Consider the following 19,035-nt stretch of genomic DNA (forward strand, 5'->3'; position numbering starts at 1 on the left):
GTCCGGCTGGTCAGATGTCGGTCTCGGCGCGCACCAGCCACAGCCCGCCTGACCGAGCGGCAATCCAATGCAGCTGGGCCTCGTAGATCCGGTCGATGGGAGATACCGAAGTGCGGCTGACGGCGACGACGCCGCGGACGGGCGAGGCCGGGTCGGCGAGGAGGCGCAGCGCACGGGCGTAGCCGCGCCGCAGGGTGGGGTCGTCGCAGTCCCCGTGGCCGTCGAGCGTGTCGACGATCCGGTCGGCGACGGTGAAGGAGTGCCGGGCGGCGTGTCCCTGGGCGGCGGCGAGGTCGTCGGGCGGGTCCAGGTTTGCACGGGTGAGGGCATACAGGACCACGTGCGGCGGCCCCTCCGCGTGCCGCAGTGCGGCCTGGTTGATCGCGGCCCTCTGCGCGGCGAGCGCCTGAGACCCTGCCGGGCGCCACAGCGGCGCCAGTGCAGGGCGCTGGCCGCGAGCCCGCGGCGTGAGCGTACGGACGTCGTCGGGCGGCCGCCGGCGCGACAGCGGATCGCCGGAGGCAGACAGGGTGGCTACCTGGGGGCTCATCGGGCCCTCACTGTCGGCAAGGGAAATGCGTTGGCGGAGGCGGAGATCGCCACGGTGGGCGCGGGGCGCAGCTCGGCCCGCAGCCGCAGGGGTGTGACACGTTCGCCGTCGGCGCGCCGGACAGCCGGCAGATCCTCCCACCCGAGGTCACGCAGCAAGACCAGCAGCGTCGGGCGCGTCTGGGAGGCAGCCGGGATCTCCCACCAGACCCACTCCAGGCCGTGCTGTGCCGCGTGGTCGGCAAGCCACAGCGCCAGCAGCCGCGCCGCCTGGTCATCGTGTCCCGGCACCGGCGGAACCAGGGATACCCGGACCCCAGGGCCCGGGTACGCGCGGCTCCAGTGCGGCAGATTCTCGCCGACGTGCACAACGAGGCACCCCACGAGCTCCTCGTCGTCGTAGAGGCCGGTGACGATGGCCTGCGACTGGATGAGGGCGACCAGCGGGCGGGCGGGATGGTCGATGCCCTGGTCGGCGAGCCGGCGGGTGGCCTCCTGAGCGAGCGCTGCAGCCTCGGCTCTCGCTGCGCCGGTGCGGACCGGAAGCATCGCGTACACCGGGGTGTCGACGGCGCCCATCACGCCGCTCCCGCCGTGGACGCGGCGAGCGCGGGCCCGCTGACGGCGCCGGACGGTGCGGATTCCCCGAGGATTCCCCAGGCGTGGCCCAGACCGACGAGGTGAACCTCGTTGCACGCGCCCGCCTTGGCGGCGACCGCGTCGATCTCCGCCCGCACGTCGTCAGCGCGCACCCCGATCGCCTCGCCGATGGCGGCGTTGAGGGTGTGCTCGGCGACGGCCCGGATGACCTTCCGGTCGTGCTCGGTGAACTCCGGCGCAGGCCCGGCGGATGGCGGCGGCACTTCCCGGGCCGTGAGCAGGGCGTGGGTGAGGACGGCGCGCGAGGAGCCCGGGCGATCGAGCTTGCGGCGGGCAGCGGCGAGGTGGCTCGCCACCGTGAACACGGCCAAGTGGACCTGGCGGGCTATCAGTTGGTTGGAGCCGCCGTAGACGAGGCGTGCGGCGACGCGCTGCTGGTCGCGTGTGAGGAGGGCGGGCGAGGGCGAGGTGTCGGTGGTGGTCATGGTCGGTCCTGGGCCAGAGGGAGGGTGGGCGGGTGGTCGAAGGCGGTCGGCGCGCGCTGGGGAGGAGGGATCCCCGGCACGCCCGGTGCTGTTACGGCGTGGGGTGCAGTGCGACGGGGAGCGCGGTGACGTCGGTGCCGATGAAGGACCGCTGCGGCTCGAGGTCGTTGACGTCGCCGATCAGAGCGAGCTGGGGGAAGCGCTGGAACAGGGCGGGGAGGGCCTCTTCGGCTTCGAGCTTGGCGAGGCGGGCGCCCAAGCAGTAGTGGATGCCGTAGCCGAAGGCCAGGTGCTGCTTGTCGTCCCGGTCGATGCGGAAGGCTTCGGGGTTCTGGTGGATGTCCGGGTCGAGGCCGTGGGCGCCGAAGCCGATGATGATCGCGTCGCCCTGGCGGATGACGACGTCGTCGCCCAGGTCGATGTCCGCCGTGGCGTAGCGCAAGGGCATGTACATGATTGGCGGGTGCAGACGGAGGGCTTCGTCGATGACGTCGCTCCAGCGCGCCGGGTCGGCCAGCACGGTGGCGAGCTGGTCGGGGTGGGCGAGGAGTTCACGGACGGCGGCGTTGATGAGCGCGACGGCGGTCTCGCTGCCGGCGCCGATCATCAGGATGAGGGTGGAGACGAGCTCGGTGTGGCTGAGGCGGTCGCCGTCCTCTTCATGGGTGGCCAGCAGCAGGCTGGTCATGTCCTCGCCCGGGTGGCTGCGCTTGGTGTCGATCAGGGTCTGCATGGCCCGGCCGAGATCGCGCTTTATGGCCTCGGCTTCCTTGGGGGTGACGTCCGTAGCGAGCACGGAGTCGATCACGCGGAGCATCTCAGGCCGCTGCTCGGCGGGTACGCCGAAGAGGTCGCAGATCACCCGGGTCGGGATGGGGTAGGAGAAGTGCTCGCGCAGGTCGACGGGGCCGGTGGAGGCGAGCGTCTCCAGGTGGTCGAGGAGGTCGGTGACGATCGCGTGGATGGCGGGGCGCATGGCCTCGATCCGGGCGGGCGTGAACGCGCGATCGACCAGCCGACGCAGCCGCTGGTGGTCGGCGCCGTCGGAGGTGAACATCGACACGACGTCCACCCACGGGTACAGCCACGGTATGGAGCCGGGGGTGTGGGAGGGCCAGGACTTGCGGGCGTCCTTGGACACGTCGTCGTGGGTGAGGAGCACCTTGGCGACGGCGCCGCGGGTGACGGCCCAGGCACTCACGGCGCCAGGCAGACGGACGCGGACGGCGGGCCCGGCGGCACGGAGCATCTCGGCTTGGGCGAACAGGGCGCGGCCGCCGCTGCTGTCGAGGGTGACGGCCGCGGTAGGGGAGGTGCTGCTGGTCACGAGGTTCCTCCTGCAATAGCAGTGGCGGGGATGCGGTCGGCGGACTTGGGACGGAAGGTGACGGGCATCGTCTGCGGGCACTGGTGGAAGGGGCCGTGCCGCAGCAGAGGTTTGGCGCTCTCATCGGTCAGCGTCATGTCCCACAGCTGGTCGAGGATCGTCTCGACGGCGGTCTGCACGATCGTGGTGGCCTGGGAGATCGCGGGGCAGCGGTGCGGCCCGGCCGACCAGGCGAGGTGCGCCTGGCTGTCGTAGCTGAGGCCGCTCGGCAGTGCGGGGTCGGTGTTCGCAGCGGCGTGGGAGATCAGGACCGGGACACCGCCCGGTACAGGAACACCGTGGAGGTAGGTGTCATATCGGGCGAAATGGACGGAGAAGTTTGCCATGGGCGCGCGCTCCCACAGCGCTTTGCTCAGGGCCCGGCGCACGGTCAGCGTGCCGGCCGCGAGGCTGCCGGCGTACTCGTCGTCCCGCAGCAGCAGGTGCAGAGTCCAGGCGGTGGCGGCAGCGGCAGGGATGAGGCCGGCGCCGGTGACGCAGAACAGCTGGTTGAGCGCCTCGTCGTCGCTGAGCGCCGCACCATGGTTGATCATCCAGGAGGTGAGGTCCTGGCCGGGCCGCGCCCGGCGCAGCTGGATGAGTTCGAAAAGCAGTCCCGCGAAGTCCGCGGCGCCCTGCGCGGCTTCGGGGCCAGCGCTGATGAGGTCCTGGCACGCGCGCACCATCTGATCGGTCTTCTCGGGCGGGCAGCCAAGGAGATCGGCGAAGACGAGCATGGGCACCATGTCGGCGAAATCGGCCATCAGGTCGGCCTGACCGCGGGCGATGACCCGGGCTATCAGCCTCAGCGCGCTGCGCCGGGTGATCTCCCTGAGCCGGTGGGGGCTGATCCGGGCGATGCAGTCGTCCATGGCCCAGCGCAGGCGGGCGTGCTCGTCACCATCGGTGTAGAGGACGGAGGGCCGCCAGGCCATCATGCCGAGCACCGGACTGTCCGGGGGGACCTGCCCCTGTGCCAGGGCAGCCCACAGCCGCGAGTCCTTGGAGTAGACGGCGGTGTCGTTGAGAAGTGTGACGGCGGCCCGGTGGTCGGTGACGACCAGGGCGTGCACGCCGGGGGCGATCTCGGCCCATCCGGCCGGGCCTTGGGCGCGCAGCTGATCGTAGACGGCGCTTGGGTGGGCGGCGAATGCGGCGCCGTGCAGCATGGGGCAGCCGCTGGTGGCGAGCGGGGGCGGCGTGGTCATGAGACGGGCTCCAGGCTGGGGCGGGACAGCAGGTGAGAGATGAGCGCGATCAGCGGCCTCTTTGCCGACTCCCTGTGCCGGACGTCGCACTCGACCAGGGGCGTGGAAGGGGTGAGGTCCAGGGCGCGTCGCAGTTCGGCTTCGCCGTAGCGTGGGGAGTTGTCGAAGGTGTTGACGGCGACCACGTAGGGCAGGCCGGCTTCCTCCATGCGTCCCATGGCGTCCCAGGACTCGGTGATCCGTGCGGTGTCGACCAGGACCACGCCACCCAGTGCGCCCTGCATCAGCTCGTCGACCATGAAGCTGAACCGGGGCTGGCCGGGGCCGCCGAACAGGTAGAGCACGATGTCGTCGGTCAGGGTGAGCCGGCCGAAGTCAAGCGCAACGGTGGTGGTGGTCTTGTCCGACAGGCCGCGCAAGGTGTCAACCGCCTCGCCAGCTTTCGTCATGCGCTCTTCGGTCGAGGCGGGACGGATCTCGGACACGGCGCCGACGAGGGTGGTCTTACCGACAGCGAACGGCCCGAGCACGACCACCTTCACGGACTGGTTGACCCCAGGCGCCAGGTAGTGGCCCTCAGAGCTTTTCAAGCGCATCGAGAATCCTCTCCAGCAGATGACGGTCGGTCTGCTGAGCGGCGGGGACAGGGCTGCGGCTGAGGAGGTGGCCACTGTCGACGAGGGAGGCGACCAAGACCTTCGTCACGGCGGCCGGCAACTGCAGATCGGCGCTCACCTCGGCCAGCGACAGCACGCCGGGCAGGCAGTGCTGCATCAGGCGGTGGGAGTGAGCGTCCAGTCCGGCCAGCGGCTTGTTCGGATCGGCGATCAGCAGCGTGGCCACGTCCAGGGTGCGACGGGTGGGTACGGCCCTGCCCTCGGTGGGGGTGTAGGGCCGTACCATCCCGGCGCGCCGGCGGCCGCGGGGCGTCACGAGGTCCGGGCCCTCGCGCGCGCGGACAGCGCGGGGGCCAGGCCCTTGATGGCCTTGATCGTCTCAGCGGACGCGACCGCCACCTCGGCGTCGGTCATCTCCACACCGACCGAGACGGCGAGCACCGAGTTGTGGCCGGCCGCGAAGACGAGGACGCACGCTCCGGGAAGATCGATGATGATCTTGCGGGGGATCGTGTCGTCGGGCGTGGGCGCGAACTCGCCGACGCCGCGGCCCAGCGAGAACAGGCTGGAGGAGCTGGCGGCGGTCCGGTCGGCCACGTCGCGGTGCAGTCCCTCGGAGTGCGCCAGCACTAGGCCGTCGCTGGTGAACAGGACGGCGTGCTCAACGCCCTTCGAGCCGGCGAGACGGTTGAGCACCCAGGTCATGTCGTGGGTGTCGGCGGTCGGCTGCTGCTGCTCAGTCATGGAGTTGATCTCCTTCAGGGGTGTTCTCGGTGTCGTGGATGGTCCGCCCGAGCTGGGCAAGGCTGGCGGAGAACGCATCCGGGTCGTCCGCCGGTGCGGGCTCGCTGGCCCGGGTCGGCGCGGTGGCAACCGGCGAGCGCCGCCGCCGCTGGGGCAGACCTCCAGGAGCCGTCGGCTCCAGGGGAGTTGCATCTGTCGCTCCGGCGGCCGCCGCAGCCCCCGTGGGAAGGGATGTGTGCCTGGCAAGGGACGCGGCCGCATGGCGGTTGGCCTCGATCTCCTCGTCGGTCGGGCCGTGCCCGCACAGCTCCAGCGGGATTCGCAGTACCGCCCGCACACCGCCGTACGGGGAGGTGCTGGTGACGTCCGCAGAGAAGCCGTACTCGCTGGTGAGACGGCCGATGACCGCAAATCCGAGCTGGCCGGTGTCCTGCACGGTGGTGACGTCCAGGACCTCGCGCTGCCCCAGCACCCGGCTCGCTTCCTCTCGCTGGAAGCGGTTCATGCTCAGGCCGCCGTCGTCGACGACGATGCAGTACCCGGTCTGGAACGCTTGCACTTCGACGAACACCTTGCCGTCGGAAAACGCCGTGGCGTTGGACAGCAGCTCCGTGAGCGCGACGGTGACCGGCTCGACGACCCGCCCCTCCAGCCAGGTCTCCCCGGTGCGAGGCTCGTACGTGTAGCTGACCCGCAGGTAGTCGCTGATCCGCCCGCGAGCCGACTCCACAACCTCGCGAACCGTGCAGTCCGCGCGCTGCAGCCCCGGCCACGATCCGGTCAGGATCCGCATGCGCTGCAGCGTGTGCAGCGACTGGGTGACCAGGTGATCGAAGTTCATCAGGCTCTGGTGGTACGCCGTGCCGTCGGGATGGCGCTCCATCTCCTCAACGACACGCATCTGGCAGCGGTGTAGACCGGTCTGCGCCTCGTCGATCATGTCGCGCACCGAAGACCTGGCCGCGCGTCCGATCTGCTCGCGCGTGACGGCCACAGCCTCCTGCAGCAGCCGTCTCACGGCCTGGTGCGCGTGGTCGACGACGGTGCCGGCGAGCTGCTCCTGGCTGAGCCCGGGGACCGGCACACCGCGGTGCCCGCGCGCCACAACGTCCACCAGAGCGGGAATCGTCACCTCGGCGAAGTAACGAACCTCCGTCTCCAGCGCGGCAATTCGCGTGCCGTCGGATTCGTGCTGCTTCTCCAGCCCCGCGCAGCGCGAAGCCAGAAGACGCTTGGCGCGGGTCTGCGCGAAGAGACCGGCTGACGTGGCGGCGAAGCCGACACCCAATATGGCCGTAGTCACCTGCGGATCGAGCATGGGGATTCCTCACACGTCGGGGTCGGCTGTGGGCGGCGCGCGGCGGCGCAGAGACGCGGCTGGAGAACTGGCGTGCGGCCTGTGAGCTGACCGGGCCAAGACGACCAGGAGCCCGGACCGGCGACGCTCTTCGGTGTGCTCACGCGGCGATCACCGGCGCGGCCGCCGTCTTGCGGATCTCGGCCAGCAGGACGGCGCTGTTGGTGAGCCCGAGCATCGAGTACGCCTGAGGGAAGTTGCCCAACTGCCGATTCGCGACAGGGTCGTACTCCTCGGCGAGCAGGCCCACGTCGCTGCGCAGCGACAACAGTTGCTCGAACAGTGCCTCGGCCTCATCCGGTCGGCCGGTGAGGGCGAGCGCGTCGACCAGCCAGAACGAGCACAGAAGGAACGCGCCCTCGTCGCCCGAGAATCCGTCCATGCCCACATGCCGGCCGTCCGTGCGGTAGCGGTGGACCAGGACGCCGTCGGAGGCGAGTTCCCTGCGGACGGCGTCGACCGTGCCGACCACCCGCGGGTCGTCGGCCGGCAGGAACCCGGTGTGGGGCAGCAGCAGGAGCGAGGCGTCCAGTTCCTTGGAGCCGTACGACTGAGTGAACGTATTGCGCTGCGAGTCGAAGGCGCGCGCGCACACCTCGGCGTGGATCTCCTCACGCAGGCTCACTAGCTCGGCCAGGTCGGCGTCGAGTACTCCCTGGTCGGCGAGGCGGACCGCGCGGTCGATGGCCACCCAGCACATGATCTTGGAGTGCGTGAAGTGCCGTCGGCCGCCGCGGACCTCCCAGATCCCGTCGTCCGGCTTGCGCCAGTGCCGTCGGACGAAGTCGACGAGCTTCATGATCAAGCTCTCGGTGTTCTCGCACCGGGCTACGCCGTGCTCGTGCGCCAGAGCCAGCGTCTCGATGACCTCACCGGGCACGTCTAACTGCAGCTGGTCTACTGCGCCGTTGCCGACACGGACCGGGCTCGAGCCTTCGTATCCGGACAGCCAGTGCAGCTCCCGCTCGGGCATGTCGCGGCGCCCGTCAAGGCGGTACATGATCTGCAGGTTCTCCGGATCGCCGCCGAGCGTGCGCAGCAGCCACCGCCGCCACGCGATCGCCTCGTCGCGGCATCCGGTCCGCAGCAGCGCGGACAGCGTGACCGCGGCGTCCCGCAGCCACACGTAGCGGTAGTCGAAGTTGCGCTCCCCGCCGAGTTCTTCGGGCAGGGAGGTCGTCGGGGCAGCGACGATTCCCCCGGTGGGGGCGTACGTGAGCGCCTTCAGCGTGATCAGAGACCGGATCACCGGCTCGCGGTGCGGGCCGTCGTAGACCAGCTGCCCGGCCCAGGCTTCCCAGAATGCGCTTGTCTGCGTGAGCGCCGCCTCGGCATCGGGAACCTCGGGCGCGGAAACGTGGGACGGTTGCCAGCTCAGGGTGAAGGCCACCCACGCGCCCGCCGTGACGGTGAAGCGGTGGTGGACCGCACCATCCTTCTCCGTTCCCGGCACGGACGTGTCGAGCCAGAGCGCGTCGGGTCCGGACACCGCGGCCGTCCGCCCGTCCGTGTCGTAGATCCACGGCGTGCGCCGGCCGTAGCCGACACGTGGGCTCAGTGTCGACGTCATCTCCAGCGTGCCGGAGACACCCTCCACGATCCGGATTAGCTGCGGACCGTGCTCGTGACGCGGCGGCATCAGGTCGAGCACGCGGACCGTGCCGGTCGCGGTGTCCCACTCGGACTCGAGAATCAGCGTCTGCCCGCGGTAGCGGCGGCGGTTCGCGTGCGCGGCGGGCTCGCCCGCAGGAACGGTGGGGGCTATCCGCCAGAACCCGTGCTCGTCGGTGCCGAGTAGGCCGGCGAAGACGGCGGCCGAGTCGAAGCGCGGCAGGCACAGCCAGTCGACACTGCCGTCCCGGCAGACCAGGGCAGCGGTCTGCATGTCTCCGATGAGGGCGTAGTCCTCGATGCGCGGACGGCGCACCGACGGTGCGTGGGGGATCGGCGTCGCGGTGGTCATGAAGTGCGGTCTCCAGGCGAGGCGAGGATGGCGTAGGCGTGGGATTTGTCGAAGCGTTCGTGCAAGGGAGCGGGGCGACGCCAGGAGGCGGTGGTCACGGGCCCGTTGGGGGCGACGTTCATGAGGCGGCCCTCCGCTCCATGGCCTCAGCCGCGCAGGCGAGCTCCTCGCGGGTCTGTTCGCGGGTCCAAGCGGCGTCCACGGCTTCCCGCAGGCCGGCGCTGACAAGGTGGGCGACACGGGAGCCGGTCTCGTAGCTGGGGAAGAGGCCGACGCCAGCCACCATGCGGTGCCCATGGACGGTCACCTCGGCGACCGGGCCGACTGTGTGGATGAACAGGACCGGGTTCATCGGCAGGATGCGGACAGCCAGGCCGCGGCCGGGCTCCTCCCGGCTCACGAGGCCAGCCAGATGCCGAAGCTGCTCGGCGATCACCGCTGACTGGCGGCTTCCCCTGGTGAGCACGGTCTCGTCCAGGAGCACGGTCCGCCGCTGGTCGGCTACCCACGGGACGCGGTGAACCCACGACGGAAGTCCCAACACGGGCTCATCGGGGGTGGCACACACCTCCGGGGCAAGAACCGCCCGCGCGTATTCCTGGGTTCGCAGACCCGCCGGGGCCATCATGCAGAACTGGGTGACCTCGCTCGCCGTCCGCATCACGGCGATGTAGCGGGCCGTCGCCTCATCACGGACCACATCCGCCCAGCAGTCGTGCGGGGCACGCCGGACGTAGCCCCGTTCCTCGTGCACGCCGCGGGTGTAGGCCCGCGGCGGCAGGCTGCTCACCAGGAAGTCCGTGTGATCGCCCGCAGCGCCGTACAGCCGTAGGAGCGTGTGCAGCACGCCCGGCCGTATAGGGGACTGGGCCCGCTCCCACCGGCTGACGGCTGATGTGGACATCCTGACGGCGTGGGCCGCAGCCTCCAGCGTGATGCCCTTCGTCTCGCGCAGGTACCGCAGGTAGAGGCCCATCACGATCCGGGCAGGAGGCTGCGGAGCCTCGGCCGGTGGCGACGGAGCAGCGTGAAGCATGGCGGAGTGGTCCTTGCGTGGAGTGTTCGGGCAGGTCAGGAGGGGGCATGTGGCGGGGACGGCGGGCGGTCTCCGGGCGTGGGCGGGGTTCGCCGAGCGGTTCGCCTGAGGTCGAAGTGCGCCAGGGCGCCCATGGCCGTCACGATCAGCGCGCCAATCCGGTGGGAGCCATCACTGCCTCGGGACGGATGCGGCACAGATGACGGTGGCCATCGCGAGGGTGAAGGTGAGGATGCGCAGCTGACCACGGCTGGGACGCCAGGCCGACGAACGCTTGCTCCTCGACACAGGCTTAGGCACGGCACACCTGCCGGTGACGCGGGTAGGGCGCGCTGAGGGCTGAACTCAGGCCGGCGCGGGTCCGGCTGAGTGCATCGTGCAGCGCCTCGGCTGCGGTGGCTTCGATCAGGGGTGTGCCGGGGCGGGTAACCCATAGGCCCGAACAGCCGCGGTAGCCGCTGGCGTCACAGCCCCAGGACCTGGGTGCGGGGACGCAGTCGGAGTGCGCGGCCCTCCACCGGTGGACGGAGCCGGGTTCCACCGGCACCAGGAGCCTGTGGTGGAGCAGGCAGTACTTCACCGGCCCGACATCCGAGCCGTCAGCGACCAGGGCGTCGATCGCGCGCAGCCCGAGCGCTAGGCCCACGCGCACCACGCCAGCATCCGACGGAACGACGGCAGGCGGGCGCTCGCTGAGAGCGATGTTCCACGGAAAGTCACTACCTAAGGTCATGAGGGTGGCTCCAGTGAGTGAGGGGTGTTCTGGTGCCGCGCCGTAGGGGGCCGGTGCGGCACCAGAACGGGACGGGGCGCCGCGAGCGTCAGGGGGTGGGCGCGGCGCCGGCCTGGACGACGGCCCGGGGAGGAGTGGGCTGTCTTCCGGGCGGCGACTTGGGCGGGGGAAGACCCAAGTCGTGCCCCCCGTGTCCGGCGGGGGGCAGTATGGAAGCCGGGCGCCTGGGATGCTCACGCAGGCCCTGGAATCGGCGGTGTGCGTCCGGGGCGAGGTTGTCCGGCATCGGATCGCCCCAACGCACGAGCCGGCCGGAGGCGACAGGCCGCTCGAATCCGGGACGTCCCCGCAGAACGTGCGCGAGCACTTGGGCGAAGCCCGGGTCGAGCATGTCCATGTGACCACTGCGGCGGTCCGCGCCGACCGGGACTGCCAGTAGCGGGAGGCGGTGCAGCGCCACGGCTACCGCATCACGCAGAAGATGGGGGCTGATGAGTCTGGCCTCCCAGAACTCGTAGTCGCAGGCAGCCGTCGCGGGGAGAATCCGTACGTCCAGATGCTGGACGGGGGACGGGGGCGACGGGGTCATGTCGTCACCGCCCCACCTGGTTGAGGCCGTCGCGGGCCGACAGCGCCGCCTGTTGGCAGGAGGTATCCCGTGTCCTCGAAAAGGATCACGCCGTTGCACAGCACGCTCCAGCCGGCCTCGGGGTGCCCGACCAAGACGCTTGCCGCCAGGTGATCGGCTGCGCTCGCTGGCGGGCACGGGGTCGAGTGCTCACATAACGCCCCTTCTGCTCGAAGGGTCCAGAGCACCGTGCGCACGGCCGTCGCGAACTTCGCCAGGGGCATCAGGGCCCGGGCGCAGCTGTCCGGCACTTCGGCCTCACGCTGTCGGGCCATCTTCATCACCTCGGCGACAGCACGGGATCGGTCGGGCGCCATCGCCCCCAGCTGCATGAGGTGACCCCGTAGCCGCAGCATCAAGTCGTGGATGTCTTGGTCGGTCTCGGGAGTCGGTGCGCCGTCCGACAACACCATCGACAACGTCTCCTCCGCAGCGGCGATCACCGACCGGGGGGTGACGGAGGGGGAGGAGGCCGGGCGACGGCCGAGGTGGAGGAGACTCACGACGCGGCCTCCTTGGAAGCCAGGTCCAGCTCGAACCAGACTGTCTTGCCAGGCCCCGGTGCGGAGCTGTCGGTTCCCCATCGGGTGACCAGGGAATCGACCAGGTGCAGCCCGCGGCCGCCCTCCTCATCCGCGGACGGCGGCCGCGGATGAGGTTGCTCGATCGAGGGGTCCTCCACCTCCACCCGCAGACATCCGTGCCCATGCGTGGCCCGTACGGCGAATCGGAGCGCCGGCTTGTTTCCGCACCCGTGGACCATGGCGTTCACCATCAGTTCCTGGGCGACGAGCATGACTGTGTCAGCGCATTCGGACAGTCCGGAGCGCTCGAGCAGCGTGCCGAGCTGATGACGCGCTCCGGCGACGGCCTCCGCCTGGGCTGGGATCTCTGTGGCCATCTGGAAGTCACGGGTCCGGCAGGTCGGGGTGCTGTCGCTTTCGGACGGAGGGGCGATCGCTTTCCGGCCGCCGCGCACCACCGAAATGGTGCGCGCCCCACGAAGGCCGCCCATCGGGTACTGCACGTTCATCAGCTGCCTTTCCCGGCCCCGGCTGGGGCCAATTCCGGTCACCGTCCGAGATCGTGGGCATGACGTGGCCGATTCCGGTACGCCGCCTGCGGGTTGGAGGAATATCGTCTTCACGAGACAACCGCGTGCCGGGGCCGATGGGAATGCAGGCAGGCTCGGCAAAGCGATGCACGTGATGCAAGATCGTTTCGGGGACGGGGGCGCACACCCATGGGGCGCACACGCAACACCCGGCTGGAAGCCGTCATCCAGGAATGGGGCGTGTCGCAGCGGCAACTGGCTGCTCGCTTCCGGGCTGTTGCCGCGGAGAACGGTGCAACTGAACTTCTGCGCTACGACCAGTCCCGCATCGCTCGCTGGATCGGCGGCGCCATCCCGGAGGGCCGAGCAGCGCATATCTTGGCCGAGACGCTCTCCCGCGGCCTCGGTCGCACCATCACGCTGACCGACATTGGGCTGGCACCGGACGACGCCGCCGACCCGCAGGCGCCGGCGTGGAGCGTCGACACCCTCGCGACGCTGGCGACCCTCGGGAGCACGGACATGGACATAGCTCGGCGCCAGGTGCTGGCACAGTCGGCCTACTCGGTCGCCGGCCTGGCCCTGCCCTCCGAGACCTGGTGGCAGGAGGCCGCCGATCGCGCCCGCACTCGCAAGCCGCTGTCGCAGCACACGGTCACGGCCGAGGACGTCGCAAGCGTGCGCGAGATGACGGCCTTCTTGTCTCAGCGGGACCAGCAGCGCGGCGGCCGCGGTGTGGGACGCGCCGCCCTGGTCGCTTACCTGCGCACCGACGTTGCCGAACTCCTGGCCGCACGATTCCCGTCCGACAATCTGCGCTTGGACATGACGTCGGCCGCTGCCGAACTGGCCTACCTCGCGGGCTGGACGAGTTTCGACGCCGGGGAGCACCCCATCGCGCTGCGGTGGCTGACCCTCGCAACGCAGTTGGCCGAGGAGGCTGGCGACGCGCCGCTCGCCGGGCACGTACTGCGGGCCATGGCCCACCAGGCTGTGGACCTGCACCAGCCGGCGGAAGCCGTACGCCTGGCCGAGGGATCCCTCTCCGGCCGCCGTTACACCGAAGCCTGCTGGCGGGAGAAGGCCCTGCTGGGTGTCGTCCACGCTCGAGGGCTTGCCGCCGCCGGCGACAAGAAGCGGGCCGCGGTGGCGCTCAACCGCGCGGAGTCCGACCTGGGCCGCGCCAGCGACACCGGCGACGAGCCCGCCCGGGTGTGGTTTTTCGGAGAGGCAAGTCTCGCCCATGAAACCGCAGCCGCGCTGCGGGATCTGGGCGACCTGAAGGGCGCCGAACGCGAGTTCAAGCGCAGTGTTCGCACCCGTCGGAGGCAGTTCAAGAGGACTCACTCCGTGACCTTGGGATACCTGGGTGAGGTTCAGGTCCGGCAGGGGCAACTCGATGCGGCCTGCGCGACGTGGCGCCAAGCGCTCGACACGATGACCGGCGTCCAGTCCGGGCGGGCACGGGAGACCGTGGTGCAGATGCGCCGAGCACTGAGTCCCGTCCTCCGCCGAGGCGGTGGGCCAGCCGCAGACCTCGACGCGCGAGCCCGAGCGGTCCTCGCGGACAAGTAACCCGTACGGTAAGGAAACCCGGCGCAGAGAGCCCATCTCTCGGCGCCGCGGGAGAAGACCCACGAGAGGTGAAGCGTGTTCGACCAGCACATCCAGCTGCCGGTGATCGCCACGGTCGTAGGAGGCCAGACCGGCCGTCTTGACGACTACAAAGGCGGAGTCGAGTCGATCATCCGTCTCGTGCCGAGCATCCCGGAGAGTGCCCTCCAGGGCATCGATGAGTTCAGCCACCTGGAGGTCGTCTGGCACTTCAGCCTGGGGTCGGACAACGACATTGAGCTTGAGCCGCGGAGCCCCCGCGGGAATCCGGACTGGCCGGCCACCGGAGGCCTCGTCCACCGCAATCACAGGAGGCCGGCCCGAATCGGCACCTCCTACCCGCGACTGCTGCGAGTCGACGGACGGGATCTGCACGTTGCGGACCTGGACGCGGACGCTGGGACTCCCGTCATCGACCTGGCGCCGGTCTTCCAGGAAATGCTGCCCCGCGGACCCGTGCACCAGCCGGAATGGCCCACTGACATGCTTCGGAACTACTGGAAGCGAGCAGACGAGCGCCCCTGAGCCGTCCTGCTTCCCAGTCACTTGCCCGAATGGAGCCGCGCGCAGCATGTGCGTGAGTGCCGTCGCCATCACGGCCTCCTGGATGATGGCAGCACGGACCTGACCGCTGTCATGGCACGGCTCAGAGGCGATCGTTCCAAAGGGAGATGAAGGGCAAGAGCCTCGGCAAGGCAGCGGGCGAGGGGAGCAGGGCTCGTCAGCAGCGGCGTCCCGCCGATCACCTGCTCGTCATCGGGTGGGACAAGCCACCGTGCTACTCCGGCTCCCGATCGTGGGGCCGGGGCGGGTACAAGAATGGCGTGGCGCTTGCCGAGGCAGGCCGGCCGGGGAAGTCTGCCCGGCCACTGGGAGGCCGCCATCAAACTGCTCCAGCTCTCGTTCGTGCCGCACGGCACGAGCACGGCGGCAGAGCGAAGGCTGGTGAACGCCACAGCGGGCCCGAGAGGCTGTTCGTACTCGGCAAGGAGCCGATAGGCCGCCTCGATCAGATGCCGGTCCGCCAGCACGATGTCGAAGGTGACGCCGCACTCAAGTCGTCGCGGGAGGTGCGGATTCGTCCGCCACAGGCCCGTCGATGTAGCCGGGCACGGCGTAGCCGCGGAGAACCACACGGACAGTGCCGCGCTCTCGGCGTCAGCCATCTCGCCGGTCTCCATGAGCCCTCCAGCATCACGACCAAACGCAGGGTGTCTGCAACGTGACCTAGTGCAGCGAAGGGCTGGAGCGGTGAACAGGTCTTTTACCCGGAACTCTGGCGGCCTCTTACATGCCCTTTGGCCGCCCTTTCGCCAGCCCTTTCCCTCTGACCAGGGCATTCAGTTGACGAACCCTCACGCAAGGCGGTCGAAGTCGCTACCGTGAGGCCATCCAGACGGTGAGGAGGTGGCCATGCGTGAACTCAAGCGGTTACGCACCCGTGCGAACCGCACGCAGGAAGAGGTCGTCCAGGAACTCTCCGCTCTTGCCCGACGCCTTCATGCAGAGGGACGCTTGAGCAAGGCGCCCACCTTCACGCTCCGCCAGTACTCCAAGTGGGAGAACGCCGAACCTCCGCCCTGGCCGCACCCCGACAGTCGGGCGGTGCTGGCCGCCTACTGGAAGTGCCCCGTCGAGGAACTGGGGTTCCGCCCTCCAACGGATGGGGACCGCGGTGGCCCTCTGGTTCTCACACCGGTGCCCATGATCAGCCAGGCGTCACCTGGCCCCCTCCTGGTCGCGGCCGGCTCCAGTCCTCTCACCGATGAGGCGCCGCCCCCATGGCTGGCCGAGACGACCACGAGCGCCAACCGCGCCGGCGAGTGGCGCATCTCGCCGGAGGAAGTCGAACTGCTGTCTGGCGCCGCCGACGACAACTATGCGATCGACCAGCAGTTCGGCGCGAATCGACTATGGCGACCGACCCGGGCCCATCTGCTCTGGACCCATCACATGATCGACCGCGGTATCTACGACGACGCTCTGGGACAGCGGCTGCACGCACTCGCAGGGAAGCTCACAACGTCGCTCGGATGGTTCTGCTACGACGCAGGGCTGCAGACCCAGGCCCGCCAGTACTTCTCCGAGGCCCTCAACGCGGCCAACTACACCAGCGACGACGTGTTGGCCAGCCGCACCCTCAGCAACATGGCCAGACAAGCCGTCGACCTGAACAAGGGACGCGAAGCCGTGCGCTTCGCCAAGCTCGGACAGCGGCACGCCGAACTCTGGAACGCACCCAGCCGCGTCACCGCACTTCTGGCTATCCGGGAGGCTCAGGGACACGCACGCGTCGGGGACGTCTTCAACTGCGAGGCGGCCATCAAGCGCGCCTGGCAGGAATGGGAGCACGGAGACCACGAACTGGACCCGGACTGGGCGCACTTCCTCAACCTCGCCGAGCTGACGTGTCTGGAGGGCATGTGCCGGCTCGACCTCGGCCAGGTGGCCCGAGCCCAAGACCTTCTCGCACGGTCTGAGGCGCTTCAGGATGTCGCCCACTCCAGGAACCGCGGAATGTGCCTCGGCCGGCTTTCGGTTGCGGCCGTGCAGAACGGCGACGTTGACCACGGTCTGGCCGCCGCGACACAGGCACTCCGACTCGTGGAGAGCGGGATGTCTTCTACGCGAACGACCGCGCAGTTGACGATCGTTCATGACGGCTTGATTCCCCATCGACGCGCCCGCGGGGTGGGGGACCTACTCGAACAGATCCGTACTCACGTCGCGTGAGCAAGCAAAGGAGAGTGCAGACGGTGGACCCGGAGTTCCAGCGGCACGATGCGCAGTCAGCGAAGGCGATACTCACCGAGCTGGTCGACGTCTACGCCACGGTGTACGACACGCCCCCCTACATCGGTGACCCCTTCTTCTCCGTCGACTCCTTTCGGAGCCGTCTCGAGGCTGCCTTCGACACTGAAGGCTTCGAGACGGTGACAGCCCGGCTGGACGGTCGGATCGTCGGATACGTCCACGGTGCCACCCTGCCCCATGACAAGCCCTGGTGGACGTCCCTCGGCACCCGGCGGCCGGCCCGGCTGCAGGAGCTCGCCGACTCTGGCGGCATCTTCTGGCTGCGGGAGCTGATGGTGCTGCCCGCGCAGCAGAATCGCGGTCTCGGTCGCCAGATCCACGACACGGTCATTTCCGGCCGGGAGGAGAACGTCACAGCCCTGACGTGCATCGAGGACAATGAGCCCGCACGCAGTGCCTATCTCCGGTGGGGGTACACGATCCTGGGCCAGATCAAGCACGCCCCAGAATCACCCGTCTACGACGCGATGTACCTGACCTCCCACTAAGACCGGAAAGCACATGACGCAAACCATAACCACCTCGGCCCCGGAAGCCACTGGGCGCCGGGACCGACTCTCGCAACGCCCCGACGTGCTGTTCTGCTACGGCACGCTCCGTTTCGACGCCGTCCTCCGGGCCCTGCTGGGCCGAGTCCCGCAGCAGTCTCCGGCATCCGCGCCGGGCTACCGCGCTGCCGCGCTCGAAGGCCGCGTCTACCCAGGCCTCGTCGCTGGAACGTCCGCCGACGTTGCCTCCGGGGTGGTCCTGACCGACCTGAGCAACCAGGAGTGGCGCATCCTCGACGCGTTCGAGGACGCTCGATACGAGCTGCGAGAGTTGCCGCTGTCCAACGGGCGGTGGGGTTGGGCGTACATATGGCCTGGAGGCGATGTACGAGTGGATGACTGGGATGCCGCGGAATTCGAAGCCCGGCATCTCGCCGCCTACGCAGCCCGCTGCGCGCGGCTTGCCCCTGGGCTGGCCGCAGGGCGGCCGAAGGGCGAGTAGACGGCGGCCTCACCCAGGTGTTCGACCGCTTTGCATCTCACTGAAGGGAACCTCAACCCCGGTGAGAGAAATTGCGGCCTGCCCTCTCTGCCGACATCGCAGGGAAGACAGGCCGCTTTCGTTTCAACTGCCTCGTTGCAGTGGAGCGTCCTACACTGAAAGGGATGCTTCGGCCGTGCCGCGGAACGATCGTGAGAAGTATCCCATTGCTCCCGCCATATTCGATCTCGCGCTCTCGGCGAGAGGCGTCCTCCACCTTCCAGAGATTCCCGGAGGGGTAATGTCGGGGATAAGCCAGCTGGCGAGCTCGGGGATTTCTTCTGCCTTGCGTTCTAAGGCGTACGAAGTGTGCCCTCCGGGGGTCGAGACCTTTCGGATGAGCTGGAAGTTCTGCTGCTGGTAGTACTCGGCGAGAGCGGGGGAGCTGCAGTCGCGACGTACGCGGCTGATGCCCTCGCGTGCCGCGCGGTCGACGGCCCAGTCGGCGATGAGCGTGCCGAGCTTGCGGTGGCGTTCGGCGGGATCGGTGACAGTGCCGTTGAGGTAGTAGGCGGTGTCGGCGGCTTCGGCCGCGGTCCAGGTCCAGGGCGCGGATGTCCGGAGGATCGTGGTACAGCCCAGGATCCGGTCGCCGTATTCCGTCAGGACCCACATCTCGATTGGGTGGCGCGTGCAGTTGTCGGCCAGCTCGTGGACGTGCTTTCCCCAGTTGCGCCAGCCGGGGAGCTGGTTGACCTTCATCCAGTCGGAGCGATTCTGGATCATCGTGGCGAGGCCGGGTCGGTCGTCCGGAATGGCCGGGCGCATCGTGAGCATGCGGTCCGCTCCTGTGTGCTCGTCCGTGAGCGGGTCGGCAGTCTGTGTCCCGTCCGCACCTTAGACGTCTACTGCCTGGTAGGTACACGTTCTATGTGCTCTGGGTCCGGATCGTTGTGTGAGCCGGCGTGGGGTAGTCGGCGGGCAGATAGGCGGCGAGGGCGGCCCGGCCTTGTCCGTGGGCGTTGGCCAGGGCCTGCTCGAGGAGGGATGCCGGGGCGCCGGGTGACGAGGAAGTGAGGTTCAAGGTGCCTGTCCTGGGGCTCGATCGCCCGGTCGGCGGCTCTCGGGGCCGGGCCAGCGGAGCGGGCGTGGCGCCAGGCCAGCGGCGGGGTGGGTGCCGGGTTCCGGGTGCGGGCACGCCGACGGCGGCCCGGGGTCACAGTGGGCCGGGCCGCCGTCGCGTCGTCCTGAGCCTGTTCGAGATGACGGCTCAGGCGTGGGTGGGGCCGGGAGAGCTC

21 protein-coding genes and 1 pseudogene are annotated in these 19,035 nt (G+C 69.5%); 5 read left to right on the top strand and 17 right to left on the bottom strand.

Annotated features, from left to right (window positions below; translation table 11 throughout):
* Positions 1–10: 10 nt before the first annotated feature.
* The 15 genes and pseudogenes from AB0C59_RS16850 to AB0C59_RS16920 all read right to left on the bottom strand — a co-directional run bounded on the left by AB0C59_RS16850 (position 11) and on the right by AB0C59_RS16920 (position 12,319).
* Positions 11–550, bottom strand: coding sequence for a hypothetical protein (locus AB0C59_RS16850; protein ID WP_363005118.1), 540 nt, complete (start codon positions 548–550; stop codon positions 11–13).
* A complete protein-coding gene (locus AB0C59_RS16855) occupies positions 547–1,128 on the bottom strand; it encodes a hypothetical protein (RefSeq protein ID WP_363005120.1) in 582 nt (193 codons plus the stop codon). Before AB0C59_RS16855 ends, AB0C59_RS16850 begins: the two co-directional genes overlap by 4 nt.
* The gene (locus tag AB0C59_RS16860) at positions 1,128–1,634 is read right to left on the bottom strand and encodes a helix-turn-helix transcriptional regulator (RefSeq protein ID WP_053761321.1); all 507 of its coding nucleotides are present in this window, start codon (positions 1,632–1,634) and stop codon (positions 1,128–1,130) included. The genes AB0C59_RS16855 and AB0C59_RS16860 overlap by 1 nt, the downstream gene beginning before the upstream one ends.
* Positions 1,635–1,725: 91 nt before the next feature.
* Positions 1,726–2,961: a cytochrome P450 gene (locus tag AB0C59_RS16865; RefSeq protein WP_363005122.1), complete on the bottom strand. Its 1,236-nt coding sequence runs from the start codon at positions 2,959–2,961 to the stop codon at positions 1,726–1,728.
* Positions 2,958–4,208 carry a cytochrome P450 gene (locus AB0C59_RS16870; protein ID WP_363005124.1) on the bottom strand — a complete coding sequence of 417 codons (1,251 nt, stop codon included), beginning with the start codon at positions 4,206–4,208 and terminating at the stop codon, positions 2,958–2,960. The genes AB0C59_RS16865 and AB0C59_RS16870 overlap by 4 nt, the downstream gene beginning before the upstream one ends.
* A complete protein-coding gene (locus tag AB0C59_RS16875; RefSeq protein ID WP_363005126.1) occupies positions 4,205–4,804 on the bottom strand; it encodes an ATP/GTP-binding protein in 600 nt (199 codons plus the stop codon). The genes AB0C59_RS16870 and AB0C59_RS16875 overlap by 4 nt, the downstream gene beginning before the upstream one ends.
* Entirely contained in the window at positions 4,785–5,111 is a 327-nt protein-coding gene (locus AB0C59_RS16880; protein ID WP_363005128.1) for a DUF742 domain-containing protein, read from the bottom strand. The genes AB0C59_RS16875 and AB0C59_RS16880 overlap by 20 nt, the downstream gene beginning before the upstream one ends.
* A gap of 26 nt (positions 5,112–5,137) precedes the next feature.
* Entirely contained in the window at positions 5,138–5,569 is a 432-nt protein-coding gene (locus AB0C59_RS16885) for a roadblock/LC7 domain-containing protein (protein WP_363005130.1), read from the bottom strand.
* Positions 5,562–6,887: an ATP-binding protein gene (locus AB0C59_RS16890; protein ID WP_363005132.1), complete on the bottom strand. Its 1,326-nt coding sequence runs from the start codon at positions 6,885–6,887 to the stop codon at positions 5,562–5,564. Before AB0C59_RS16890 ends, AB0C59_RS16885 begins: the two co-directional genes overlap by 8 nt.
* 139 nt (positions 6,888–7,026) lie before the next feature.
* Positions 7,027–8,889, bottom strand: coding sequence for a glycoside hydrolase family 15 protein (locus AB0C59_RS16895; protein ID WP_363005134.1), 1,863 nt, complete (start codon positions 8,887–8,889; stop codon positions 7,027–7,029).
* 118 nt (positions 8,890–9,007) lie between these two features.
* Entirely contained in the window at positions 9,008–9,925 is a 918-nt protein-coding gene (locus tag AB0C59_RS16900) for a Scr1 family TA system antitoxin-like transcriptional regulator (protein ID WP_363005136.1), read from the bottom strand.
* Between the two features lie 821 nt (positions 9,926–10,746).
* Entirely contained in the window at positions 10,747–11,247 is a 501-nt protein-coding gene (locus tag AB0C59_RS16905; RefSeq protein ID WP_363005138.1) for a DUF6302 family protein, read from the bottom strand.
* Positions 11,244–11,474: a DUF5999 family protein gene (locus AB0C59_RS16910; RefSeq protein ID WP_363005219.1), complete on the bottom strand. Its 231-nt coding sequence runs from the start codon at positions 11,472–11,474 to the stop codon at positions 11,244–11,246. Before AB0C59_RS16910 ends, AB0C59_RS16905 begins: the two co-directional genes overlap by 4 nt.
* 3 nt (positions 11,475–11,477) lie before the next feature.
* Positions 11,478–11,870, bottom strand: a pseudogene (locus AB0C59_RS16915) (DUF6415 family natural product biosynthesis protein); the annotation flags it as partial.
* Positions 11,786–12,319: an ATP-binding protein gene (locus tag AB0C59_RS16920; protein WP_363005140.1), complete on the bottom strand. Its 534-nt coding sequence runs from the start codon at positions 12,317–12,319 to the stop codon at positions 11,786–11,788. The gene AB0C59_RS16920 and the pseudogene AB0C59_RS16915, both read right to left, overlap by 85 nt.
* Before the next feature lie 210 nt (positions 12,320–12,529).
* On the opposite strand from AB0C59_RS16920, the gene AB0C59_RS16925 reads away from it, so the two are divergent.
* The 5 genes from AB0C59_RS16925 to AB0C59_RS16945 all read left to right on the top strand — a co-directional run bounded on the left by AB0C59_RS16925 (position 12,530) and on the right by AB0C59_RS16945 (position 17,758).
* Positions 12,530–13,915: a Tat pathway signal protein gene (locus tag AB0C59_RS16925; protein WP_363005142.1), complete on the top strand. Its 1,386-nt coding sequence runs from the start codon at positions 12,530–12,532 to the stop codon at positions 13,913–13,915.
* A 75-nt stretch (positions 13,916–13,990) separates the two neighbouring features.
* Positions 13,991–14,479, top strand: coding sequence for a TrmO family methyltransferase (locus AB0C59_RS16930; protein ID WP_363005144.1), 489 nt, complete (start codon positions 13,991–13,993; stop codon positions 14,477–14,479).
* An 888-nt stretch (positions 14,480–15,367) separates the two neighbouring features.
* The gene (locus tag AB0C59_RS16935) at positions 15,368–16,687 is read left to right on the top strand and encodes a hypothetical protein (RefSeq protein WP_053761305.1); all 1,320 of its coding nucleotides are present in this window, start codon (positions 15,368–15,370) and stop codon (positions 16,685–16,687) included.
* Positions 16,684–17,256, top strand: a complete 573-nt coding sequence (locus AB0C59_RS16940; RefSeq protein WP_363005146.1) for a GNAT family N-acetyltransferase — start codon at positions 16,684–16,686, stop codon at positions 17,254–17,256. The genes AB0C59_RS16935 and AB0C59_RS16940 overlap by 4 nt, the downstream gene beginning before the upstream one ends.
* A gap of 13 nt (positions 17,257–17,269) precedes the next feature.
* A complete protein-coding gene (locus AB0C59_RS16945) occupies positions 17,270–17,758 on the top strand; it encodes a gamma-glutamylcyclotransferase family protein (RefSeq protein WP_363005148.1) in 489 nt (162 codons plus the stop codon).
* Positions 17,759–17,908: 150 nt separating this feature from the next.
* Here the strand turns inward: AB0C59_RS16945 and AB0C59_RS16950 are convergent, their stop codons facing one another.
* Positions 17,909–18,574 carry a GNAT family N-acetyltransferase gene (locus AB0C59_RS16950; protein ID WP_363005150.1) on the bottom strand — a complete coding sequence of 222 codons (666 nt, stop codon included), beginning with the start codon at positions 18,572–18,574 and terminating at the stop codon, positions 17,909–17,911.
* 91 nt (positions 18,575–18,665) lie between these two features.
* Positions 18,666–18,821: a hypothetical protein gene (locus AB0C59_RS16955; RefSeq protein ID WP_363005152.1), complete on the bottom strand. Its 156-nt coding sequence runs from the start codon at positions 18,819–18,821 to the stop codon at positions 18,666–18,668.
* Between the last annotated feature and the right edge of the window lie 214 nt (positions 18,822–19,035).

Source organism: Streptomyces sp. NPDC048664, from assembly GCF_040650555.1.
Classification (GTDB): domain Bacteria; phylum Actinomycetota; class Actinomycetes; order Streptomycetales; family Streptomycetaceae; genus Streptomyces.

Excerpts from the sequence above, each read along its gene's own strand:
- AB0C59_RS16860 (WP_053761321.1), bottom strand. The coding sequence starts at position 1,634 with ATGACCACCACCGACACCTCGCCCTCGCCCGCCCTCCTCACACGCGAC.
- AB0C59_RS16875 (WP_363005126.1), bottom strand. The coding sequence starts at position 4,804 with ATGCGCTTGAAAAGCTCTGAGGGCCACTACCTGGCGCCTGGGGTCAAC.
- AB0C59_RS16900 (WP_363005136.1), bottom strand. The coding sequence starts at position 9,925 with ATGCTTCACGCTGCTCCGTCGCCACCGGCCGAGGCTCCGCAGCCTCCT.
- AB0C59_RS16895 (WP_363005134.1), bottom strand. The coding sequence starts at position 8,889 with ATGACCACCGCGACGCCGATCCCCCACGCACCGTCGGTGCGCCGTCCG.
- AB0C59_RS16905 (WP_363005138.1), bottom strand. The coding sequence starts at position 11,247 with ATGACCCCGTCGCCCCCGTCCCCCGTCCAGCATCTGGACGTACGGATT.
- AB0C59_RS16885 (WP_363005130.1), bottom strand. The coding sequence starts at position 5,569 with ATGACTGAGCAGCAGCAGCCGACCGCCGACACCCACGACATGACCTGG.
- AB0C59_RS16935 (WP_053761305.1), top strand. The coding sequence starts at position 15,368 with ATGCGTGAACTCAAGCGGTTACGCACCCGTGCGAACCGCACGCAGGAA.
- AB0C59_RS16945 (WP_363005148.1), top strand. The coding sequence starts at position 17,270 with ATGACGCAAACCATAACCACCTCGGCCCCGGAAGCCACTGGGCGCCGG.
- AB0C59_RS16920 (WP_363005140.1), bottom strand. The coding sequence starts at position 12,319 with ATGAACGTGCAGTACCCGATGGGCGGCCTTCGTGGGGCGCGCACCATT.
- AB0C59_RS16855 (WP_363005120.1), bottom strand. The coding sequence starts at position 1,128 with ATGGGCGCCGTCGACACCCCGGTGTACGCGATGCTTCCGGTCCGCACC.
- AB0C59_RS16870 (WP_363005124.1), bottom strand. The coding sequence starts at position 4,208 with ATGACCACGCCGCCCCCGCTCGCCACCAGCGGCTGCCCCATGCTGCAC.
- AB0C59_RS16890 (WP_363005132.1), bottom strand. The coding sequence starts at position 6,887 with ATGCTCGATCCGCAGGTGACTACGGCCATATTGGGTGTCGGCTTCGCC.
- AB0C59_RS16925 (WP_363005142.1), top strand. The coding sequence starts at position 12,530 with ATGGGGCGCACACGCAACACCCGGCTGGAAGCCGTCATCCAGGAATGG.
- AB0C59_RS16850 (WP_363005118.1), bottom strand. The coding sequence starts at position 550 with ATGAGCCCCCAGGTAGCCACCCTGTCTGCCTCCGGCGATCCGCTGTCG.
- AB0C59_RS16950 (WP_363005150.1), bottom strand. The coding sequence starts at position 18,574 with ATGCTCACGATGCGCCCGGCCATTCCGGACGACCGACCCGGCCTCGCC.
- AB0C59_RS16880 (WP_363005128.1), bottom strand. The coding sequence starts at position 5,111 with ATGGTACGGCCCTACACCCCCACCGAGGGCAGGGCCGTACCCACCCGT.